The organism is Terriglobus aquaticus, from assembly GCF_025685415.1.
Classification (GTDB): domain Bacteria; phylum Acidobacteriota; class Terriglobia; order Terriglobales; family Acidobacteriaceae; genus Terriglobus; species Terriglobus aquaticus.
Map to the genome: position 1 here is coordinate 1,983,870 of NZ_JAGSYB010000001.1, position 19,252 is coordinate 2,003,121.

The following is a 19,252-nucleotide window of genomic DNA, read 5'->3' on the forward strand; positions in this document are numbered from 1 at the left end:
GAGGCACGGGCTGCGGATCGATCTGTCGGAAACCGACTAGTAGCTGATGAACTCTGTCGAACCGCGGCGGTTGGCAAGGCCATACGCAAAGCCACCCAGGGACAGCAGACCGGTGATGCAGGCCCAGTAGAACATGGGCCGCTGCAGGCCTGGCGAGTAGGTCAGGTCCTGCCCGACCCAGAGCGTGAGCAGGGTGGTGATGATGGCCGCCTGGAATCCGATCACCAGCCCGAGTTGACCACGGCGCCGGCGCGCATCCAGAGCTTCGACCTCCGCTGGGGTCAGGTTACGTTCTTGCACGGGCAGGCGAAGGTTAGCCATTGGGTCAGGAATCCTTTCAACGTCAGAGTACAACAGCGGGTGCAACTCACGCACGGTGTTCGCACAAGGATAGATGCAGTTGCCGGCCGATGTGGGGCTGGTCGTGAGCTCGTCAGTCCAGGAAGGCCATGGTCTTGATGCCGGCGATCTCGAAGCGCTTGCGGCAACGGATGTTGGTGCAGTTGGCGGTGTCGTCGCGCAGCACCATGTAGCTTTGCGCCTTGGCAAAGCGAGCGCGATCGCGGTCGTCGGCGCGGTTGGGCACCTGCTTCTTTTTGCGGCGGACGAGCCAGTTCAGAGCGTATTCCCCGGCCACGCCGCACTTGGTACACGTGAGCTGGTGCTTGCGCTGCTCTGTCTTTTCGTCGAAGAATTCGCGCTCTTCCATGGGCGTACAGCCCTCCCTGCAACATCTTATTCCCGGCGCGGGGTGCGCCAATGCGAAGCTAGGAGCAGGAACACACCATGAAGCGCCGACCGAAGATCTTTTCTGTCACCAAAGCCGTGAAAAGCAACGCGCGGGACCGCGTGGGTATGCCGCGTCCGGGGACGGCCCTGCCGGATGAGAAGACCAAGGCGGAGCACCGCGCGAGGAAGCACAAGGTGACGCTGAACAGACTCTTGCAGGAGAACGGAACTGAATCGTAGGGAGATTGCCGGAACGTGTCCCGGTAGGCGGCGCACCGTGCTCACAGGCGGACAGCAAGCGCAACGCTCATCGCTTCTGCTTCAAAACAGCTCAGGAGCCTACCAGATACGCCGGACATGGAATGCGTCGAGAGCTTCGTCGATGCTGAGGAGCGGGATGTCTGCGGCAAGCGAGGTCGCGGCGATGATGCGATCGAACGGGTCGCGATGATCCGCGACGAGACGCCCGGCACGAAGCGCGATCGCGGCACTCACCGGGACTGACGAAATGCCGGCTGCAACGAGAAGAGCTTCGTAATCGGCGTGAAGCTTCTCGCCGGATGGCAACTTGCCCAGACGGACTTTGTTCGCTAGCTCGAAAGCGCTGATGGCGGACACAAGCAGGGCGTTGGCCTCATCCGCGATGAGCGTCCGGGCACGCGCGCTAAGCTTGTCAGGAAATTCGATTGCCCAGATCAGAACATGCGTGTCGAGGAGGTAGGTCAAGCCCCACCTTCCCAGAGCACCAACTCCTCTTCGGGCAGAGGGTCCCAGAATGAGTCTGAAAATGTATACCCAGGATCTGCGATCAGGCCGAGCCGGCGAACCTTCGGCTGCTTGACTGGCTCGATGCGGGCGACCGGCGTTTTTTCGCGTCCGGAGGTGATGATGATTTCTTCGCCAGCTTGCGCCTTTTGAACGAGTTCTGAAAGGCGAGTTTTTGCTTCGAACATTGTCACCGTCATGAACGCCCTCCTAAGCTGCTAAGCTAGCTTAGCAGGATGGACAAGGAGCGGGATGAGTCAGAGCGCGATTCTGTTGGTGTTTGAGTTTGTAGCGCTCATCTTTGCGTTCTCCATCCATGAGGCTGCACACGCTTGGATGGCTTCGCGGTGCGGCGACCAGACGGCGCGCATGCTGGGCCGGGTGACCCTGAACCCGGTGCGGCACCTGGATCCTCTTGGGTCGGTGCTGCTGCCGCTGATCGCGGCGTTTACGCACCTGCCCCTGATTGGCTGGGCCAAGCCGACGCCCGTGGTTGGGCGCAACCTGCGGAATTACAAGCGGGACGACATCCTGGTGACGCTCGCGGGGCCGGGCGTGAACCTGCTGGTGGCGCTGGTAGCGCTGCTGATGATGGTGGTGGTCAAGCACTTCATCCCGGGTGGGGCTGAGGCCGTGGGCGCGTCGGTCACGCTGGCGTTGTTTGGCGGGGAGGACCGGCCGTCGGGATTGCTCTTCCCGCTGGTGCTGCTGCTGTTTTGCAGCATGCTGGTGAACCTGGGACTGGCGGTGTTCAATGTGATCCCGATACCGCCGCTGGATGGATCGCGCGTGCTGCGGCACTTTCTGCCGTACCACTGGCAAGAGAACTACGACCGCATTGGCGGGTACAGCCTGTTGCTGCTGATGCTGGTGGGCGGCCGGCTGATGAGCGTGCTGTTTACGCCGGTGCTGGGCACGTTTTTGAGCATGCTGATCAGCATGTAGCGCCGGGTCTGGCTTCTGTTTCCGCTACCATCTTGGTTGATGGAAACGAATACGAAGCGTCGCGTTCTGAGCGGCATGCGCCCGACCGGGCGGCTGCACCTGGGCAACTACATGGGTGCGCTGTACAACTGGGTGCGGTTGCAGCGGGAGTACTCCTGCTACTTCTTCATCGCCGACATTCATGCGCTGACGACGGATTACGCCGACCCGGGCGACATCCGGTCGAAGTCGTTTGAGGTGGCGTTGGACTTCCTGGGTGCCGGCCTCGATCCGGAGCAGTGCGTCATCTTTCGGCAAAGCGCGGTCCCGGCGCACTCCGAGCTGTACACGCTGTTTGGGATGATCACGCCGCTGGGCTGGCTGGAGCGCGTGCCGACGTACAAGGACCAGCAGGAGCAGCTTCGCGAAAAGGAACTGAACACGCACGGCTTCCTTGGCTATCCGCTGCTGCAGTCGGCGGACATTCTGCTGTACAAGCCTGACTTTGTGCCGGTGGGGCAGGACCAGGTGTCGCACGTGGAGCTGACACGCGAAGTGGCGCGCCGGTTCAACCAGTTGTACAGCTCTGCCGTGACGCCCGAGGTGGCTGCAGCGGCCAGCGACAAGGAGCGGATGAAGGCGGAGATCAGCGAGAACGTGATCGAGACCGAGCTGCTGCCAGAGCCGAAGGTCTTGCTGACGCCATCGCCGAAGCTGCCGGGGTTGGACGGCCGCAAGATGTCGAAGAGCTATGGGAACACGATCGGGCTGACGGACTCCGCGGAAGAGTTGAAGAAGAAGCTGCGGCCCATGGTCACGGATCCGGCGCGGGTGCGGCGGACCGATCCCGGCGACCCGGACAAGTGCCCGGTGGGCGATCTGCACAAGGTATTCAGCACGCCGGAGACGCTGGCGAAGGTGTACGACGGCTGCCGTAATGCGACGATCGGCTGCATCGAGTGCAAGGGCTGGTGTGCGGATTCGATTCTGCGGGAGATTGAGCCCATTGCCGAGCGGCGGCGCGGATTCGAGGCGCAACCCGCGCTGGTGCAGGACATTTTGACAACGGGAGCGGCGAAGGCGAGAGAGCAAGCGGACGCGACCATGGCCGAGGTGCGGGCCGCGATGGGCCTGTAATCGCTCGTTTCGATTGAGAACAGGAGCCGCGTTGCTGTCGGGACGCGGCTTCGTTGCATCTGACCATGTCGAACAGGAGCGATGCGATGAGTGATGTGTTTCCGAACGATCCGAAGCCGGTGCCGAACGATCCCGATGTGATTCCCGCAACGGACGCGGACCGCCGTCACGACTCGAACCTGGCGCCGCAGGGGCCGATGCAGACGGATATGCCAACGAATAACAAGTGGACGCCTGAGGGCGACCATGAGCCGGTCCCGAATATTCCGCCCTCCGCGACGGATCCGTACTAGGGCGGGACGCGGTCGCCGGCCGGAGCGAATCTGAGCGGGCCGGGATCTTCGGGCTGAGGGAGAAGCTGCGATTCTCTTCACATCCGGCATAGCGGGCCGCGATAATGGAACGGTCGATGCCCGAGCCGAACGTTCAAGACATCCCGGAGCAGAGCCAGCCGGATACCGCCGAGACTCCGGTCGCGTCCGCACCCCTCGTGCTGGAGCACCCGGCGCCTGCGCCGCCCAAACCTGTGCCGGCCCGGAAGAAAAAAGAGGACGCGAAGGAAGAGCTTTCGCAGTCGCCTTTCTCGATCACCGTCGGGCAGGTGTATGACGGGCCGATGGACCTATTGCTGGACCTGATTCGCAAGCAGGACATCGACATTTACGACATCCCGATTGCGAAAATTACGGCGCAGTTCCTGGCGTATACCGAGCAACTAAAGCAGCAGGATGTGGACTCGGCGGGCGACTTCATCTACACGGCTTCCCTGCTGATCCACATCAAGAGCAAGATGCTGTTGCCTCGCGAGGCCTCGCTGATTGCGAGCGGCGATGCGGAGGATCCACGGCGCGAACTGGTGGAGCGCCTGCTGGAGCACGAGCGCTTCAAGGCTGCCGCGCAGATGCTGCTGCAGAAGCAGCAGATTGAGGATGCAACCTGGACCAACCCCGGAGCGAAGGAGTTCACGCGCGTCGATGAGGGCGAGCGCGAGATCGCCGCGGACACAACGGACCTGGTTCGCGTATTCCAGGAGATCCTGGAGCGGATCCGCAAGCGGCCCGTGCTGAACGTGAACGAAGAGACGGTCACCGTGGCGCAGATGCTGGAGTACACCAAGCGCCGCCTGATGCTGGAAGATCGCCCGACCAGCCTGCGCAAACTGCTGCAGAACACGCACTCGCAACAGGCTTTGATTTGCATGTTCCTGGCGATGCTGGAACTGGTGCGACTGCAGGCCATTCTGCTGCGGCAAGGTCACAAGTTCGGCGACATCGTGATCAAGAAAACCGAGAACTTCGACGAAGTCCTGGCGCACCAGGAGCGCATGCGCGACGACTGGCGCTGAGCCTGGTCAGGCGGCCAGCTTGTCCTCTACGACCTGCTTCACTTCGCCTGGCGTTCTAAGATTCGGAAAGCTGTCGCGGAAGGTATTCGGGAGCCAGATGCCCTCATCGAGGAGAGGAAAGAAGAGCTCGTACCCAATTCCCGAAATCTCAATGTTGGAGAGAGCAGCGTCCGAGGCAGCCTCGAAGCCGCGGTAGTGAAGCGGATCCAGCGCGATCTCCAGTCCTGTCGAAAGCTTCACGATGATACGTCGCCAGTTCTGATCGAAGCGCACGTCCGTGGCACTGGGATAGCAGCCGGTCTCGTCCTCCCACCGCTGCTCCGCAGCCCGAAGTTCCTCTTCGGCGATCTCCGCACTCATTGGTGTACCTCTTTCCAAGCTTCGCATAAGACTTCGACATTGGCTTCGATGAAGTTCTGCACGCGAGACAGCACCTGACCCGCCATGTGCTTCCGGGCGCGTAAACTGGCCCGCCGTTCAGCACAGTGCAACCAGAATGAAGCAGACTGGCTTCCGTCAGTCGCATGCACATGCGGTGGCCCATGATCGTCGGTATAGATCATGATGCGGAATGCTCCGAAGCGGAGAATGGTGGGCATGACTAGACGCGGCCGGCGAACTCGCGGGTCTCGGTGGAGATCTTGATGCGCTCGCCCTGTTTGACGAAGGGTGGGACGCGGAGGGTCATGCCGGTTTCGACCTTGGCGGCTTTGGTGCCGCTGCCGCTGGAGAAGTCGCCGCGGGCGGCTGGTTCGGTTTCGGTCACTTCGAGCTCGACGAAGATGGGGAGCTGCAGAGCGATGGGATTGCCGTTGTACTTGTGCATTTGCAGCATGAGACCTTCGGTGAGGAAGTCCGTTGCGTCGCCGACCTTGGCTTCGTCGAGCGTGAGTGTCTCGTAGCTTTCCTGGTCCATGAAGTGGTAGCCGTCGCCGTCGTTGTAGAGGAATGACGCTGGCACGAGCGAGACGTCCGGCTCTTTGAACTTGTCATTAGCTTTGAAGGTCTTGTCGAAGACGGCGCCGGTGATCAGGTTGCGCATCTTCAGGCGAACCAGCGTCTGGCCGCCGCGCGCGGTGGGCGTGCTTACGTCGGACTCCATGCAGACGTAGGGCGCGTCTTCGAACTCGAAGACCATCTTGCGCTTGATTTCGATTGCTTCCAGAAGTGCTGCCATGGTGTTCGCCTCCGTTCGCCCGAGGCGAATCATTAGCAGTATAGGCAGAGGCGCTGCCGGGAAGAAGCGATCAGGCGTGGTCGAGCAGGGCTCGATAGATCTGCTCTGTCTCTTCGTTCCAGCAGCAGAAGATGACCTGCTCGACGCCGCTGTCCGGCAGGTGCTCGCGCACGGTGGTCACGGCGATGTGCGCGGCGCGGTCGGGTGGGAAGTGGTAGATGCCGGTTGCGATGGCCGGAAAGGCGATGGACTTGCAGGCGTGCTTGCGGGCGAGCTGCATGCTGCGGCGATAGCAGCCGGCGAGCAGATCGTCTTCACCTTTAGTGCCGCCCTTCCACCGTGGGCCGACGGCGTGGAAGACCCACTTTGCCGGAAGCTTGAAGCCGGGCGTGGCTTTCGCATCACCCGTGGCGCAGCCGCCCAACAGCTCGCACGCGGCGAGCAGCTCTTTGCCGGCGGCGCGGTGGATGGCGCCGTCGACACCGCCGCCACCGAGGAGCGACTGGTTGGCCGCGTTCACGATCGCATCGACGTGCAGTTTCGTGATGTCGCCGCGGTGGATGAGCAGTTCGGCCATGTGCGGTTGGATGCGGTGCGATGCGCGTGCTGCAGGTTACGAGAGCTGCGCGCGTTTGATCGTCTTGCGGAAATCGAGGCCGTTCATCTCAACGGTGAGGCACATCTCCTGGATGCGCGAGAAGATGCGTTCGCCGACGCGGTCGCCCAGCGTCTCGCCGGATTTGCTGTCCCCACGCACCATGGCGGAGTGCTCATTGGGATAGTTGGTGGTGATGATGGTGGTACGGCGATCGTTGTACCGCGTGTTCAGGATGTGCTCGACCATTTCGCCGGTCCAGTCGGATCGCTTTTCGCGACCGAGTTCGTCCAGCACCAGAACGTCGGCCTGGAAGACGGGCGCGAGCACCTCGTACTCCGACTCGGAAGAGCGCTCGTTGTAGCTGTTCTGAATCGCCTTGAGCAAGGAGCGGTGGTCGTAGAAGAGGCCGACGGCGTTGTGCTCGGTAATGAGGGCGCGAAGCGTTGCGACCGCAAGATGGGTTTTGCCGGTGCCGATGCCACCGGTGATGAGCAGGCCGGTGCCGTCGTGGTCGGTGGACCAGCCGTCCACAAAACGGCGCAGCAGCATGGGCGCCATGCCGATGGAAGGGCTGCGGCCGGGGTAGCTGGTGAACGTCTCAAAGGTGCTGCTTTCGTGCCGGATGGGTATGTTGGCCTTTTCCATGGCGCGAAGGCCGCGCAGGTAGGAGCGGCAGACGCATGGCTCGGCGTAGCGGCGGCCCTGCTCGTCCTCCACGACGCGCATGCCCATGCCTTCGCAGATCTTGCACTTCTCTTCTTTGAGAGATCGAAGTAATGGGTCCATGGTCGCCTACTGGGCAATGGCTTGCCATTCAGCTTGCCGCTGAGCCGGACCTGGAAGGAGCAGCCAGCGAGCGAAGCAGATTGGCGAACTCTACCGCGTCATTCCGACGCGGCGTGCTTCTTCAGTATCGCAGGGCAGGCGATGTGGACGGGTGTGTGAAAACGGGAGCGGCTTGAGAGGCAGGAGGACTAGCGGGCGGTAAGGGCGGGAGCGTCGCCGGAGTCGGCGGTCAGGGTGATGGCCTGTTCCACGGCATTGGCGCGCTGGGCACGCTGGTGCTGCAGAACCATGGCGCCGTCCAGCAGAAGGGCGATCGCGATCATTGCTTTGACCATGCGCATGATGTTTGCCTCCTTTGCAACCGTTGGATCAGTCTGCTCCCCGGGCTAAGCACGTGCAATGGGAAAGATTTACGTGATTCCAGCACAAACCGCCTGCGAAGCGATCTGCCCTGAAGGTGGGATCGGGGGTGGCACATTGCCCTGCGGCGGGCGAACCGGTAGACTGGATCGAACGCGTAGTCGCTGCATCTGATATGCAGGACCTTCGCGGCCCGTGCGACAGGACGATCGATGTGGCGTGAGTTGGACCGCTGCAAGCGAACCGCACAGAAACCACAGGATTGCGAGACATCCGATGCCTAAGCAGGGAATTCACCCGAACTACAACGACACCACCGTCAAGTGCGCGTGCGGCAACAGCTTCCAGACCCGGTCGACCCACAAGGGCGACATCGTTCTGGAAATCTGCTCGGCTTGCCACCCGTTCTTCACGGGCAAGCAGAAGCTGATCGACACCGCCGGCCGTATCGAGCGCTTCAAGCGCAAGTACGCCGGTAAGGATGCCGCGACGGCGACCAAGTAAGCGGTTCCAAACGAGCCTGGAAAGCCCTCGCAGTCTGCGGGGGCTTTCTGTTGCACCATAGTGAGAGGCGCATGAAGAAGCACTGGGAAGAATGCGGGACTGCAGTTCTGGAGCGACCGGCCACGGCGGATGCCGCAGTTCCGGCCGAGTTCCACATTGGCCCGGTGCGGATTGCGCCCGCCACCGTGCTGGCTCCCATGGCGGGCGTGACCGACACGGTGTTCCGCCGCTTCATCAAGAACGCTTCCCTGTTCTCTGCTGCGTCCTCTGCCAACGTGAACGCTAATGTGGACACCGTCACGACGAATCAGCAGTCAGGCTGCGGCCTGATCATGACGGAATTCACGAGCGCCGACGGCCTGAGCCGCATGCGCGAGGTGAAACGCAAGCGCTACCTGACCTATTACGACGACGAGCACCCGATCAGCGCGCAACTGTTTGGATCGAATCCTGAAACGCTGGCCGACTCGGCGCGCATCTGCCAGGATGCCGGCTTCGACATTGTCGACCTGAACCTGGGCTGCCCGGCAAAGCGCGTGGTGAGTTGCAACGGCGGCAGCGGCCTGCTGCGTGACCTGCCGCACATCCAGACCATCTTCGAGAAGGTGCGTGCGGCGGTCACGATTCCTTTTACGGTCAAGTTCCGCATGGGTTGGTCGGACTCACAGATTGTGTGCGTTCCGCTGGCGAAAATGGCCGAGGACTGCGGCCTAAATGCAGTGGCATTGCACGCCCGCACGCGCGAGCAGGGCTACACCGGCGTTGCGCGTTGGGAGTGGATTGCGGCGGTCAAGGATGCAGTGAAGATCCCGGTGATTGGCAATGGCGACGTGCGCACGCCGGAGGACGCGGCGGCGATGGTTGCCGCGACCGCCTGCGATGCGGTGATGATCGGCCGCGCAGCTCCGGCGAATCCATGGATCTTCCGGCAAATCGCGGAGTACACGAGCAGCCGAGCGGCAACCGGCGTGGGCACGTATACGGTGGCGACGGAAGAGGATCGGCATGGCATGATCCGCACGTACTTCCGCATGCTGCTGGACGAGTTGGAGCAGGAGCACCCAGAGATCGACGTGCCGGAGCTGCCGAACTTCGAGTCGCTGAGCGTGGCCGAAAAGGACGCGCACAACCACCTGCGCCGGCTGAAGCGCGACCGCGAAAGCGCGCGCCGCGACGGCATGGGAAAGATGAAGCAGTTTGCGAGCTGGTTCACGCATGGCGTGGTGGGCGGTGGAGCGTTGCGCAAGGCGATCTTTGAAGCGAAGCGCGGCGATGAGGTGATGGCGGCGGTAGATCGCTTCTTTGCGACCCGCATGGAGGACCGCCTGCACGGCGAGGCGGCGCCCGAGCCGGCGTTTGCAGACGTGGGCGACAGCTAGAGCGTGCGTCCTATGCCGCGCGTGCATCGTAGCCTGTAGAGCGCACGTCGCGCGCACAGGAGATCGCAAATGCCGCTAGCCACGCAGTATGTTCCCAACGGGAACCGATACAAGCAGGCGGAGTACCGCCGTTGCGGCCGCAGCGGCATTGTGCTGCCGCCGATCTCGCTTGGGCTGTGGCAGAACTTTGGCGGTGCGGACGTTTTCGAGACGGGTCGCGCGATGCTGCGGCGCGCCTTTGATCGCGGTGTGACGCACTTTGACCTGGCGAACAACTACGGTCCGCCGTATGGCAGCGCCGAGGAGAACTTCGGCAAGGTCATGGCCGAGGACTTCCGCAACCTCCGGGATGATCTGATCATTTCTTCAAAGGCCGGCTGGGATATGTGGCCCGGACCGTACGGCATGGGCGGATCGAAGAAGTACCTGGTCGCGTCGCTGGATCAGAGCCTGCGCCGCATGGGTCTGGAGTACGTCGACATCTTCTACCACCACCGGCCCGACTTCGACTGCCCGATTGAGGAGACGGTCGAGGCGCTGGTGCAGATCGTGCGTCAAGGCAAGGCGCTGTATGTGGGCATCAGCAGCTACTCGCCGGAGCGCACCCGCGAAGTGTACAAGCTGCTTGCGGCGGAGGGCGTGAAGCTGTTCATTCACCAGCCCTCATACTCCATGCTGAACCGCTGGATCGAAGGCGAACTGCTGAACACGCTACAGGAACTGGGCGTGGGCTGCATTGCGTTCAGTCCGCTGGCGCAGGGATTGCTGACGAACAAGTACCTGAACGGCAAGCCAGAGAATGCGCGCGTGAACAGCGAGGTGGGATCGTTTCAGCAGACCATGCTGACGGAGGAGAACCTGCAGCGGGTTCGTGCGCTGAATGCGATTGCGGAGAAGCGCGGCCAGAGCCTGGCGCAAATGGCGATTGCTTGGTCGCTGCGCGATCCGCGGGTAACGACGTCGCTGATCGGTGCGCGCAATGTAGAGCAGTTGGATAACTCGCTGGATGCGCTGAAGAACCTGAAGTTCAGCGAGGAAGAGTTGAAGCAGATCGACGAGTTCGCAGTGGATACGCCGGCGATCGACCTGTGGCGCAGCGTGAGCACGCGGTAGCTGCGATCTGTTGCACGCTGCCGGGTTATGTCTCGCGTAAGCTTCTTTAGCCGAGCTTAGGCGCTACGTTGGCGAGTGATGACCCGCAGCGTGCGGCGCCACTGTTCGTGTAGGCCGAGCAGCGTCCAGTCCACTTCGCGCTTGAAGAAGCGGAGTACCTGTTCGGTCGCGGGGTGGATGCGCAGCGAGGGTGCGACCAGGAAGAGGCGCGGCGGATCGGGCGACAGGCGCACGCCGCCAAAGTAGCCGTGCTGCTGGAGCATGCCAAGGCTGGTCTGCGGATCGGCTGGTTGCACGTGGTGCCAGCGCACTCGGATCCAGTAATCGAGCCCTTGTAGCGCAAAGTGCAGGTCTTCGTTCGCCTTCAGCTCCAGCACGGCAAGGCGGCCGTCTCGCGTGACGCTGAGCAGGTCGAGCATGCCGCGGTCACCCGCCTGAAACGCGGGCACCTGCGGATATACGTGGTCGGGATCGAACTGTGCGAAGCTGCCCTGCCCTGCCGCGAGTGGGCCGATGTTCTGCCTTAGCACCGATTCGAGCCATGCCTCGGGCGCGGAGCGAAAGAGTGGGTCGTTGGGCGATCCGGACGGATGACGGCGCTCGAAAAGCTCCTGCAGGAAGGCACGAAGTTGTGGTTCCGTGGTGGGCGTGAGGAGCGTCTCGTTCGCGCCGGCACCGATGCTGATCTCCGCTTCGGAGGTGAAGCTGCGAGCGGCTGCGCGCATGCGGATGCGGGCGAACTCGAGGCCGTAGAGCAGGAGTGCGAGTTCTGATGAGGAGCGCAGGCGCTGCTCGACGAGCGGCTGTGCTGCAGCAGGCAAAAGTGCGAGCAGCGTGGCGAGCGGAGATGCAAAGCGTTCGCGTGCGGCCGCCTCGTCAGGCAGATGGATCAGGTGCGTGGAGAGGTTGCCGATGTCGGCGGGGTCGCGCTCTTCGATGTCCTCAGTCCGCGAGCTGAATTCGAAGAGCCGCCACTGCGCGGCATCGCTGCGCAGCCAGCCGAGGCGCGTGAGCGTGACCGTGGCGGTGCGCGATGGAACAAAGAGTAGAAGGCCCTGGAAGAGGCGCTTGCCGCCTGCGCGTTCGCGGCACAGTTGCAGCCACAGGATGCCGATGGTCAGGATGCCATCGATGGTGGCTTGCGATTCTTCGGCGTTTACACCGACTACGGCCCACGCCTGCTGGCCGCGATGCAGCGCGCCGCGCGCGTAGGCAGGGCCGAAGGAACGCTCAAGGTCCATCGCGGACTGCAACGGGTCGACGATCCAGTCCGGGAACTCGCGCTGCAACATGCGCTGCAGTACGGGAAGGAAACGCTGGCGCGTGCCCTCGCGGCTGGTGGGTGTGCGGCGCTCGGGCTGGGCGACGATCTCCAGCGTTTGCGGCTTCGTTTGGCCGAGGCGCAGCGTACTGAGCTTGAGCGTGTCGCGTCGCTGTGTGACCGCGACCACGCGCCGCGACAGGTTGCGCGTCTCGCTCCACAGTTGCAGGGTGCAACGGCCGGGCTGCTGCTGGATGCTGTATTGCGCGGCTTGCAAGTCGAACGCGATGCGGCCGTCCTCGAGCACGACGGCCTTGGGGTGCGCCAAGAGGAAGTCCTGCAGCAGCGCTGCGATCTCTTCCGGTGTTTGTTCCGCGCTCATCGTTCGTTGCGTTGCTGCGCTACCAGCCGCGCGCCTTTGCGAGCTCGGTGATGTGCGCCAGGTGGTGCCGCGAATGCCATGCGTAAAGCTGCGTGACTGCGTCGATCGTCCACGGTCCGCTCTCGGGGTGTTGAAAGGTGCGCTGCCACTGCTCTTCAGAGAGATGATCGAGCAGGTAGGCCCAGCGGGCGTGAACGCCTTCGAGCAGGGTCAACGAGAACTCGACCGGAGCTTCGCGGTCGTCGGGCAGGTCGGCCCACAGCTTTTCGTTGTAGGCCTGGATGGTCGGATTGTCCTCAGTTAATGCCTTGCGCAGGCGCGTGCTGGACTGGCCGTGCGAGTCGGCAATGTGGTGAACGAGCTGGCGCACCGTCCAACCGCCGTCGCGATAGGGGGTGTCGAGCTGTTCGTTGGTCCAGTTGGCCACGGCGGAGCGAAGCTGCTGCGGAAGCGAGCGAATGACTTCGACGGCACTGGAGCGTTCCGCGGCGGAGATTTGCGCCGGTCGCTGGAACTTCCCGATGGGATAGCGCGGATCGGCGATGCCGGTGATGCTGCCTGACTCTGCCGGTGCGGAACTCATGGCTCGAACCTAGCACAGCGGGCCGGCGTGGGCGCGTAAACTTGAGAACAGATGAGTTCAGCCGTCGACCAGAGTTCAACCGCCCGCTCCACCACCGTATTTCATCAGCAATTTGGGATTACCGATCGCCTGATCGAGCGCTGCCTTGCGGCCGCGCTGGAGCGTGGCGGCGACTTTGCCGAACTGTTCTTTGAGAGCACCGCGTCCAACGGCATCGGCGTGGATGAGGGCATCGTGAAGTCCGCCAGCCAGAGCCACAGCATGGGCTGCGGCGTGCGCGTGCTGAGTGGAGAGCGTACCGGCTACAGCTATACCGATGAGCTGACGGAAGAGAAGCTGCTGCATGCGGCGCGTACTGCTGCGCTGATTGCGCATTCGGTAGCGACGGCGGGCGTGCAGGGCCTTCGTGCGGCTCCATCGCATGATCTGTATCCCGCTGTCACGACTGATGTGGAGATTGCGCAGAAGCTGCAGTTGGTGCAGCGGGCAGATCGCGCAGCGCGCGCGTACGATCCGCGCATTGTGCAGGTGCGCGCGAGCTTTAGCGATGAGGTGCGACACATTCTCGTCGTTGCCAGCGACGGCACCTACGCGAGCGACGTGCAGCCGCTGAGCCGGTTCAGCGTTGGCGTGATCGCGAAAGATCCTGCAGCCGATGGCGGCAAGGGTGCCTCGGCGAGCGGCACCAGCGGTGGCGGTGGGCGTCGCGACTTTAGCTGGTACACGACGGAGCGCACGCCCGAGCACTATGCACAGGAGGCGGCACGGCAGGCGATCCTGCAATTGACGGCGCAGCCAGCGCCCGCTGGCGAGATGCCCGTGGTGCTTGGCCCGGGATGGCCTGGCGTGCTGATTCACGAGGCCGTGGGTCACGGACTGGAGGCGGACTTCAACCGCAAGAAGCAGTCGGCGTTTGCGGGGTTGATGGGACAGCGGGTGGGCACCGACAAGGTCACCGTCGCCGACAACGGAACCATGCCGAACCGGCGCGGGTCGTTGAACGTGGACGACGAAGGTGTGCCGACAGCGAACAATGTGCTGATCGAGAAGGGCATGCTGTGCCGGTACATGAGCGACAAGCTTTCGGCCAAGATGATGGGCACGCGATCGACGGGCAGCGGCCGTCGCGAGAGCTACGCGTCGATCCCGATGCCGCGCATGACGAACACGTACATGCTGCCGGGTGAGGACGATCCTGCGGACATTCTGCGCAGCGTGCAGAACGGCATCTACGCTGTGAACTTCTCGGGCGGTTCGGTCGACATCACGAATGGCAAATTCGTCTTTGCGGCGAACGAGGCTTACCTGATCGAAGACGGCAAGGTGACCGCGCCGGTGAAAGGCGTGATGCTGATTGGCGATGGTGCAACGGCGCTGACGCGCGTGAGCATGGTCGGGCATGATCTTGCGCTGGACGAAGGCGTAGGAACGTGCGGCAAGAAGGGCCAGGGCGTGCCGGTGTGTGTGGGAGCGCCGACGTTGAAGCTGGACCACATGACGGTGGGAGGCACGGGACGATGATGCAGATGACGAAAGAACGCACGCTGACCGCGCAGCTGGCGCAGGAAATTGTGGACCGCGCGATGCGTGCGGGGGCGACGGACGCCGAGGCCGTGGTGGTGGAGGGTGACGAGTTCCACACCAAGGTGCGTCTGGGCCAGGTGGAGACGTTGACTGAATCGCAGTCGCGCGCGGTGGGGCTGCGCGTGTTCATGGGGCAGCGCACGGCGTCGACCAGCACCAACGATCTGAGCGAAGCATCGCTGCAGCGGTTGGTGAAGGGCGCGGTGGAGCTGTCGCGCATCACGGAGGAAGATCCCTTTGCGGGTCTGCCGGATGCGAGCGAGTTCAGCGAGCGTCGCAACGGGGATGGACTGGGCCTGTTTTTCGACGACGTGTATTCCCTGCCCGCGCAGGAGCGCATTGAGATGGCGCGCGCGGTGGAGGCCGCCGCGATGGGTGCGGACGTTCGAATTCAGAACTCGGATGGCGGCACATTCACCGCAGCCACAAGCTGGCGCGCGATCGCCAACTCGCGAGGCTTTGTGGGGGAGTACCGCAAGAGCTACTGCGGCCTGGGCGTGACTCCGATTGCACAGGATGAGAGTGGCATGCAGCGCGATGGATGGTCGCACGCGGCGCGTACGCTGGCAAAGCTGGAGACGCCGGAAGAGGTAGGCCGCGAGGCAGCGAAGCGCGCCCTGCGCCGCCTGGGTGCGCGCAAGGTGAAGACGCAGCGCGCGACGATGGTGTTCGATCGCAACGTGTCGCGCGGCATCATCGGCGACATCTTCGACGCGGTGAATGGCGAGGCGGTATACCGGCACGCCAGCATGTTCGCGGACAAGCTGGGCGAGCAGATTGCGTCGCCGCTGATTACCGTGGTCGACGACGGAACGATGATGCTGGAACCTGGCCTGGCCGGCTTTGGCACCTTGCCCTTCGACGGGGATGGTCTGCCGATGCAGCGCAAGGTAATCGTGGACAAGGGCGTGCTGCAGACGTACGTGGCAAACACGTACACCGCGCGCAAGCTGAAGATGCGCTCGACCGGGAATGCCTCGCGCGGGCTGGCAGGAGCGCCGGGCATTGGCAGCGGCAACTTCTACCTGGAGCCCGGGACGCAGAGCCTGCGCGAGATGATCGCGGAGGTGCAGAGCGGCCTGTATGTGACGGAGACGCTGGGCAGCGGCGTGAACCTGGTGACGGGCGACTACTCGCAGGGCGCAAGTGGCCTGTGGATCGAGAATGGCGAGTTCACCGGTGCCGTGGAAGAGATCACGATCGCGGGCAATTTGAAAGACATGTACAAGAACATCGTCGCGGTGGCGAACGACCTGACGTTCCGTGGATCGTCGGCCAGCCCGGCGATTCGCGTGGAGGGCATGACCATTGCGGGCGCTTAAGGTTGCAGCGATGGTGTTGAGCGTGGCGACGGCGGGGGTTGCGCTGGCGCAGTTGCCCATCAAGCCTCCGCCGTTGCGTGCGTCGAAGCAGCCGGCGGTGAACGCAGCGGCAGCCGATGCGTGCCCTCTGACTGTCTTCATCGACGAGCAGGGCGCGCTGTACGACGATCATGCCGGAGCTCGCCATAGGGTGACAGAGACGGCGGTGCGGAACGACATACGGGCGGGATGCAAGGATAAGGGCGCAACGTCGAGCATTCGTGTGCAGCCCGGGCCGCACACGAAGTTCGGGCGGGTGCAGCAGGTGCTGAACCTGGTGCGCGACGCCGGACCCAACCTGCGGATCGCGACGGTTACGCCGCGCACTGCGCGATAGCCGCTGCCTCTAGGTGGCAACGTCCAGCAGCGATGCGACGCGTTGCGTGCTTTCCGCCGCCCACCGCGTGGCAGAGGCAAAGCCAAGCAGCAGCACGATGGACGCGCAGCCGCACATGAGCCAGTAGATGGGGTGCGTGGCAGGTGTGAAGTCGGTGCGCTGTGCGCGCATCTGGCTTGCAGCGACCACGGTCCCCGCGACCGCAACGCCGAGCGATGCGCCGACCTGTCGTCCTGTCGAGGCGACTGCAGCCGCCACACCCGCCTGCGCGCGGGGCATGCCGGAAACCGCGCTGTTGGTGATGGCAGGGTTGACCATGCCAAGGCCGATGCCGAAGAAGACGTAGCTGCCCAAGAGGTACAGCAGCGGCGTGGACGCGCTGAGTTGAGTGAGCATGAGCGCGCTCGCCAAGAACGCCGAACCTGCGATGAGCAGCGATGGCCGTGGGCCACGGCTGCCGACCAGGCGGCCCGAGAACGGCGCGGTGAGTACGATCATGGCCGCGAGCGGAAGCGTGTACAGACCGGTGCGGAAGGCAGGCAGGCCGCGCACCTGTTGAAGGTAGAGCGCGTTCAGAAACAGGAAGGACGCGAAGCACCCGAAGGCGCACAGCGCGATGACGACCGCTCCGCTGAAGGGGACGCTACGGAAGAAGCGCAGGTCGAGCAAGGGTTCGCGGCGGCGCGGCTCGTATAGGAGCAACGACGCGAACGACACGACCGCGAGACTGAGCAGACCAAGGATGCGTGGCGCGGTCCAGCCCGCGTGTGGCGCTTCGATGATGGCGTAGGTGAGCGAGGCGAGCGTGGTGAAGACGAGCGCCTGTCCCACAGGATCGAAGCGGCGGGCGTGAGGCGCTTTGGATTCCGGAACGAAGCGGGCGGCAAGCAGGATTGCGGCGACACCGATGGGTGCGTTGATCCAGAAGATGGAACGCCAGCCGATGGTTTGCGTGAGCGCACCACCGAGCAAGGGCCCGAGCGCGAGCGAGATGCCGGACACCGCTCCCCAGATGCCGACTGCACGCGCGCGAGCCCTGGCGTCCTGGAACGTGTTGGTGATGATGGACAGCGCGACCGGGTTGAGCATGGACGCACCGAGTCCCTGCAGCGCGCGGAACGCGATGAGCCCGCCGATGCTGGGAGCGGCGCTGCACAAAACGGAGCCGAGCGTGAAGATGGTGAGGCCGGTTTGGAAGGTGCGGCGGCGACCGTAGCGATCAGAGAGAGATCCAGCCAGCAAGAGAAAGCTGGCGACGACCAGCGTGTAGCTGTCCATGATCCACTGCATGCCCGACATGTTGCTGTGCAGCTCGCGACCGATGGAGGGCAGAGCGACGTTGACGATGGTCACGTCCATGCCGACCAGGAAGAGGCTCATGCAACAGATGGCGAGTACAAGATTTGGCCGGGTTGGGCCTGCAGCGGTTGCGGGCACAGCGGGTGAGGCAGCTTGTGGAAGTGTAGGCATGCGCTTCTACACTGATGCGTTCTGCGCTCCGTTCGACACACGCGAGTGCGACCGTGGCGGCTTCTGGGTAGGATGAGCGGGTGAGCGTTTCGCCAATCTTTGAGCACGAGTTGAGCTTCTCGCCGGAGCTGGCGACGGAAGTACTGCGTGCCGTGCCGGCGCGTGCGGGCGTGGTGGCGTTGTTTGGCCATAGCAGCACCGATCGGCCGTTCCTGATGCAGTCTGCCAACCTGCGTCGGCGCTTGCAGCGGCTGCTGTTACCACCGGAAGGCCAGACGAAGCGGCTGAACCTGCGGGATCGCGTTGCGCGCGTGGCGTGGCGCGAGACGGGCAGCGAACTGGAATCGCTGCTGCTGCTGTATCGAGCGATGCGGACCGTGTTCGGCGCGGATGAGGCTCGTCGCAAGCTGCGGCTGTCGCCGCCGTTTACGGTGCGCTACGCGGTGGAGAATCGCTTCCCTCGGATTTACGTGACGAACCACCTGCGGCGGCGATCGCTGCACACCACGTTTGGGCCGTTCGCGTCGCGGCTGGATGCGGAGCGGTATCGCGAAGCAGTGGAAGACCTGTTCGTGATCCGCAGATGCTTCCTGGAGCTGCACCCATCGCCGGATGACCCCGGCTGCATCTACGGCGAGATGCACAAGTGCATGGCGCCGTGCCAGCAGCGATGCACGGATGCGGAGTATCACCGCGAAGCAGAGCGCGCTTTGCAGTTTCTGAACACGGCTGGCCAGTCGCTGGCGGCGGAGCACGAAGCGGAACGCGACCGGGCCAGCGCAGACATGCTGTTTGAACAGGCAGCCGCGGCCCATGCGCGTGCGGCCAAGGCGAAGAGCACGGGCGCGATTGCGGATGCGCTGGTGGGACCGCTGGACAGGCTGCGGGCGGTGTTGCTGGTGCCGTTGCGCGTGGCGACCGACGTGCCGCAGGTGCAGGTGTTCCTGTTTGCGGATGGATGTCTGCGCGGGCCTGAACTTGTGTCGGTGCTGGGCGTTCGGTTGGCGAAGGAGCAGGTGGAGGTTGGGTCGAGCCTGTTTGCACAGCCGCGCATGATGGCTGCGGTTGCGCTGGATGCGCCCGGGCAGCACAGCGAGGCGAGCAGTGCGAATGCTGCGAACGCGGCGGAACTTTCGCCAGAGGAGCGCATGCTGGCTGTGATCGCAAAGCTGGAAGATACGGCTGGGGCGTCGGACACGGCGACGCTGGGCGATCACTTGGCCATGTTGCGGCGGTGGTATTACCGGCCCGAAAAGCAGCGGGCTGGCGTTCTGTTCCAGCCGGAGCGCGATGCGTGGCCCGTTCGCAAGCTGGTGCGGGCGGCGGCAAAGCTGGCCGCTCCGGAGCCACAGGTGCAGCCTGCACCGGCTGAGGGAGATGCCAGGAGCGAAGCCGACCCGCGGGCCAGCGTGGAACCGGTTACTTCTTCAGAACAACAGTAGTGGCGGCACGAGAAG

General features: G+C 63.6%; 25 protein-coding genes. 12 read left to right on the forward strand and 13 right to left on the reverse strand.

Translation table 11 applies throughout. The annotated features are described in order from the left end of the window. Positions 1-36: 36 nt before the first annotated feature. Both OHL12_RS08250 and OHL12_RS08255 read right to left on the reverse strand, forming a co-directional pair. The gene (locus OHL12_RS08250) at positions 37-321 is read right to left on the reverse strand and encodes a hypothetical protein (RefSeq protein ID WP_263413347.1); all 285 of its coding nucleotides are present in this window, start codon (positions 319-321) and stop codon (positions 37-39) included. Between the two features lie 112 nt (positions 322-433). Beyond that, positions 434-709 (reverse strand): hypothetical protein, encoded by a 276-nt coding sequence (locus tag OHL12_RS08255; RefSeq protein WP_263413348.1) that lies wholly within the window; start codon positions 707-709, stop codon positions 434-436. A 77-nt stretch (positions 710-786) separates the two neighbouring features. Here OHL12_RS08255 and OHL12_RS08260 point away from each other — a divergent pair, with 77 nt between their 5' ends. Next, the gene (locus tag OHL12_RS08260) at positions 787-969 is read left to right on the forward strand and encodes a hypothetical protein (RefSeq protein WP_263413349.1); all 183 of its coding nucleotides are present in this window, start codon (positions 787-789) and stop codon (positions 967-969) included. Between the two features lie 99 nt (positions 970-1,068). Here OHL12_RS08260 and OHL12_RS08265 read toward each other — a convergent pair whose 3' ends face one another. Both OHL12_RS08265 and OHL12_RS08270 read right to left on the reverse strand, forming a co-directional pair. Continuing rightward, positions 1,069-1,455, reverse strand: a complete 387-nt coding sequence (locus OHL12_RS08265; RefSeq protein ID WP_263413350.1) for a type II toxin-antitoxin system VapC family toxin — start codon at positions 1,453-1,455, stop codon at positions 1,069-1,071. Continuing rightward, positions 1,452-1,694, reverse strand: a complete 243-nt coding sequence (locus tag OHL12_RS08270) for a type II toxin-antitoxin system Phd/YefM family antitoxin (RefSeq protein WP_263413351.1) — start codon at positions 1,692-1,694, stop codon at positions 1,452-1,454. The genes OHL12_RS08265 and OHL12_RS08270 overlap by 4 nt, the downstream gene beginning before the upstream one ends. A gap of 52 nt (positions 1,695-1,746) precedes the next feature. On the opposite strand from OHL12_RS08270, the gene OHL12_RS08275 reads away from it, so the two are divergent. The 4 genes from OHL12_RS08275 (at position 1,747) to OHL12_RS08290 (ending at position 4,900) form a co-directional block, all read left to right on the forward strand. After that, positions 1,747-2,439: a site-2 protease family protein gene (locus OHL12_RS08275; RefSeq protein ID WP_263413352.1), complete on the forward strand. Its 693-nt coding sequence runs from the start codon at positions 1,747-1,749 to the stop codon at positions 2,437-2,439. A 39-nt stretch (positions 2,440-2,478) separates the two neighbouring features. After that, entirely contained in the window at positions 2,479-3,555 is a 1,077-nt protein-coding gene (gene trpS, locus OHL12_RS08280; protein ID WP_263413353.1) for a tryptophan--tRNA ligase, read from the forward strand. 86 nt (positions 3,556-3,641) lie between these two features. Next, on the forward strand, positions 3,642-3,848 hold the full coding sequence (locus OHL12_RS08285; protein WP_263413354.1) for a hypothetical protein: 207 nt from the start codon (positions 3,642-3,644) through the stop codon (positions 3,846-3,848). Positions 3,849-3,964: 116 nt separating this feature from the next. Further along, the gene (locus OHL12_RS08290; RefSeq protein ID WP_263413355.1) at positions 3,965-4,900 is read left to right on the forward strand and encodes a segregation and condensation protein A; all 936 of its coding nucleotides are present in this window, start codon (positions 3,965-3,967) and stop codon (positions 4,898-4,900) included. Positions 4,901-4,906: 6 nt separating this feature from the next. On the opposite strand, the gene OHL12_RS08295 is transcribed toward OHL12_RS08290, so the two are convergent. The 6 genes from OHL12_RS08295 to OHL12_RS08315 all read right to left on the reverse strand — a co-directional run bounded on the left by OHL12_RS08295 (position 4,907) and on the right by OHL12_RS08315 (position 7,802). After that, entirely contained in the window at positions 4,907-5,260 is a 354-nt protein-coding gene (locus tag OHL12_RS08295) for a DUF2442 domain-containing protein (protein ID WP_263413356.1), read from the reverse strand. Further along, positions 5,257-5,499, reverse strand: a complete 243-nt coding sequence (locus OHL12_RS17405) for a DUF4160 domain-containing protein (RefSeq protein WP_399261157.1) — start codon at positions 5,497-5,499, stop codon at positions 5,257-5,259. The genes OHL12_RS08295 and OHL12_RS17405 overlap by 4 nt, the downstream gene beginning before the upstream one ends. 2 nt (positions 5,500-5,501) lie before the next feature. After that, positions 5,502-6,077, reverse strand: coding sequence for an elongation factor P (gene efp, locus OHL12_RS08300; protein WP_263413357.1), 576 nt, complete (start codon positions 6,075-6,077; stop codon positions 5,502-5,504). A gap of 70 nt (positions 6,078-6,147) precedes the next feature. Further along, positions 6,148-6,654, reverse strand: coding sequence for an O-acetyl-ADP-ribose deacetylase (locus OHL12_RS08305; RefSeq protein ID WP_263413358.1), 507 nt, complete (start codon positions 6,652-6,654; stop codon positions 6,148-6,150). 36 nt (positions 6,655-6,690) lie between these two features. Further along, positions 6,691-7,461 (reverse strand): ATP-binding protein, encoded by a 771-nt coding sequence (locus OHL12_RS08310; protein ID WP_263413359.1) that lies wholly within the window; start codon positions 7,459-7,461, stop codon positions 6,691-6,693. A 188-nt stretch (positions 7,462-7,649) separates the two neighbouring features. Further along, positions 7,650-7,802 carry a hypothetical protein gene (locus OHL12_RS08315; RefSeq protein WP_263413360.1) on the reverse strand — a complete coding sequence of 51 codons (153 nt, stop codon included), beginning with the start codon at positions 7,800-7,802 and terminating at the stop codon, positions 7,650-7,652. A gap of 295 nt (positions 7,803-8,097) precedes the next feature. On the opposite strand from OHL12_RS08315, the gene rpmE reads away from it, so the two are divergent. The 3 genes from rpmE to mgrA all read left to right on the forward strand — a co-directional run bounded on the left by rpmE (position 8,098) and on the right by mgrA (position 10,817). Then, positions 8,098-8,325: a 50S ribosomal protein L31 gene (rpmE, locus tag OHL12_RS08320; RefSeq protein WP_263413361.1), complete on the forward strand. Its 228-nt coding sequence runs from the start codon at positions 8,098-8,100 to the stop codon at positions 8,323-8,325. A 71-nt stretch (positions 8,326-8,396) separates the two neighbouring features. Then, a complete protein-coding gene (locus OHL12_RS08325; RefSeq protein ID WP_263413362.1) occupies positions 8,397-9,704 on the forward strand; it encodes a tRNA dihydrouridine synthase in 1,308 nt (435 codons plus the stop codon). Between the two features lie 69 nt (positions 9,705-9,773). Beyond that, positions 9,774-10,817: an L-glyceraldehyde 3-phosphate reductase gene (gene mgrA, locus OHL12_RS08330; RefSeq protein WP_263413363.1), complete on the forward strand. Its 1,044-nt coding sequence runs from the start codon at positions 9,774-9,776 to the stop codon at positions 10,815-10,817. A gap of 56 nt (positions 10,818-10,873) precedes the next feature. On the opposite strand, the gene OHL12_RS08335 is transcribed toward mgrA, so the two are convergent. Together OHL12_RS08335 and OHL12_RS08340 are read right to left on the reverse strand one after the other, a co-directional pair. Then, on the reverse strand, positions 10,874-12,460 hold the full coding sequence (locus tag OHL12_RS08335; RefSeq protein ID WP_263413364.1) for a hypothetical protein: 1,587 nt from the start codon (positions 12,458-12,460) through the stop codon (positions 10,874-10,876). A 19-nt stretch (positions 12,461-12,479) separates the two neighbouring features. After that, positions 12,480-13,043 (reverse strand): YfiT family bacillithiol transferase, encoded by a 564-nt coding sequence (locus OHL12_RS08340; protein WP_263413365.1) that lies wholly within the window; start codon positions 13,041-13,043, stop codon positions 12,480-12,482. A 51-nt stretch (positions 13,044-13,094) separates the two neighbouring features. On the opposite strand from OHL12_RS08340, the gene tldD reads away from it, so the two are divergent. Genes tldD through OHL12_RS08355 form a run of 3 tightly spaced genes read left to right on the forward strand, consistent with a single transcriptional unit; the run spans position 13,095 to position 16,325 of the window. After that, the gene (gene tldD / locus OHL12_RS08345) at positions 13,095-14,564 is read left to right on the forward strand and encodes a metalloprotease TldD (RefSeq protein ID WP_263413366.1); all 1,470 of its coding nucleotides are present in this window, start codon (positions 13,095-13,097) and stop codon (positions 14,562-14,564) included. A 5-nt stretch (positions 14,565-14,569) separates the two neighbouring features. Beyond that, positions 14,570-15,949, forward strand: coding sequence for a TldD/PmbA family protein (locus OHL12_RS08350; RefSeq protein ID WP_399261166.1), 1,380 nt, complete (start codon positions 14,570-14,572; stop codon positions 15,947-15,949). Beyond that, positions 15,936-16,325 (forward strand): hypothetical protein, encoded by a 390-nt coding sequence (locus OHL12_RS08355; protein ID WP_263413368.1) that lies wholly within the window; start codon positions 15,936-15,938, stop codon positions 16,323-16,325. Before OHL12_RS08350 ends, OHL12_RS08355 begins: the two co-directional genes overlap by 14 nt. A 9-nt stretch (positions 16,326-16,334) precedes the next feature. On the opposite strand, the gene OHL12_RS08360 is transcribed toward OHL12_RS08355, so the two are convergent. Next, the gene (locus tag OHL12_RS08360) at positions 16,335-17,795 is read right to left on the reverse strand and encodes an MFS transporter (protein ID WP_263413369.1); all 1,461 of its coding nucleotides are present in this window, start codon (positions 17,793-17,795) and stop codon (positions 16,335-16,337) included. Positions 17,796-17,875: 80 nt separating this feature from the next. Here OHL12_RS08360 and OHL12_RS08365 point away from each other — a divergent pair, with 80 nt between their 5' ends. After that, positions 17,876-19,237 carry an excinuclease ABC subunit C gene (locus OHL12_RS08365; RefSeq protein WP_263413370.1) on the forward strand — a complete coding sequence of 454 codons (1,362 nt, stop codon included), beginning with the start codon at positions 17,876-17,878 and terminating at the stop codon, positions 19,235-19,237. Positions 19,238-19,252: the final 15 nt, after the last annotated feature.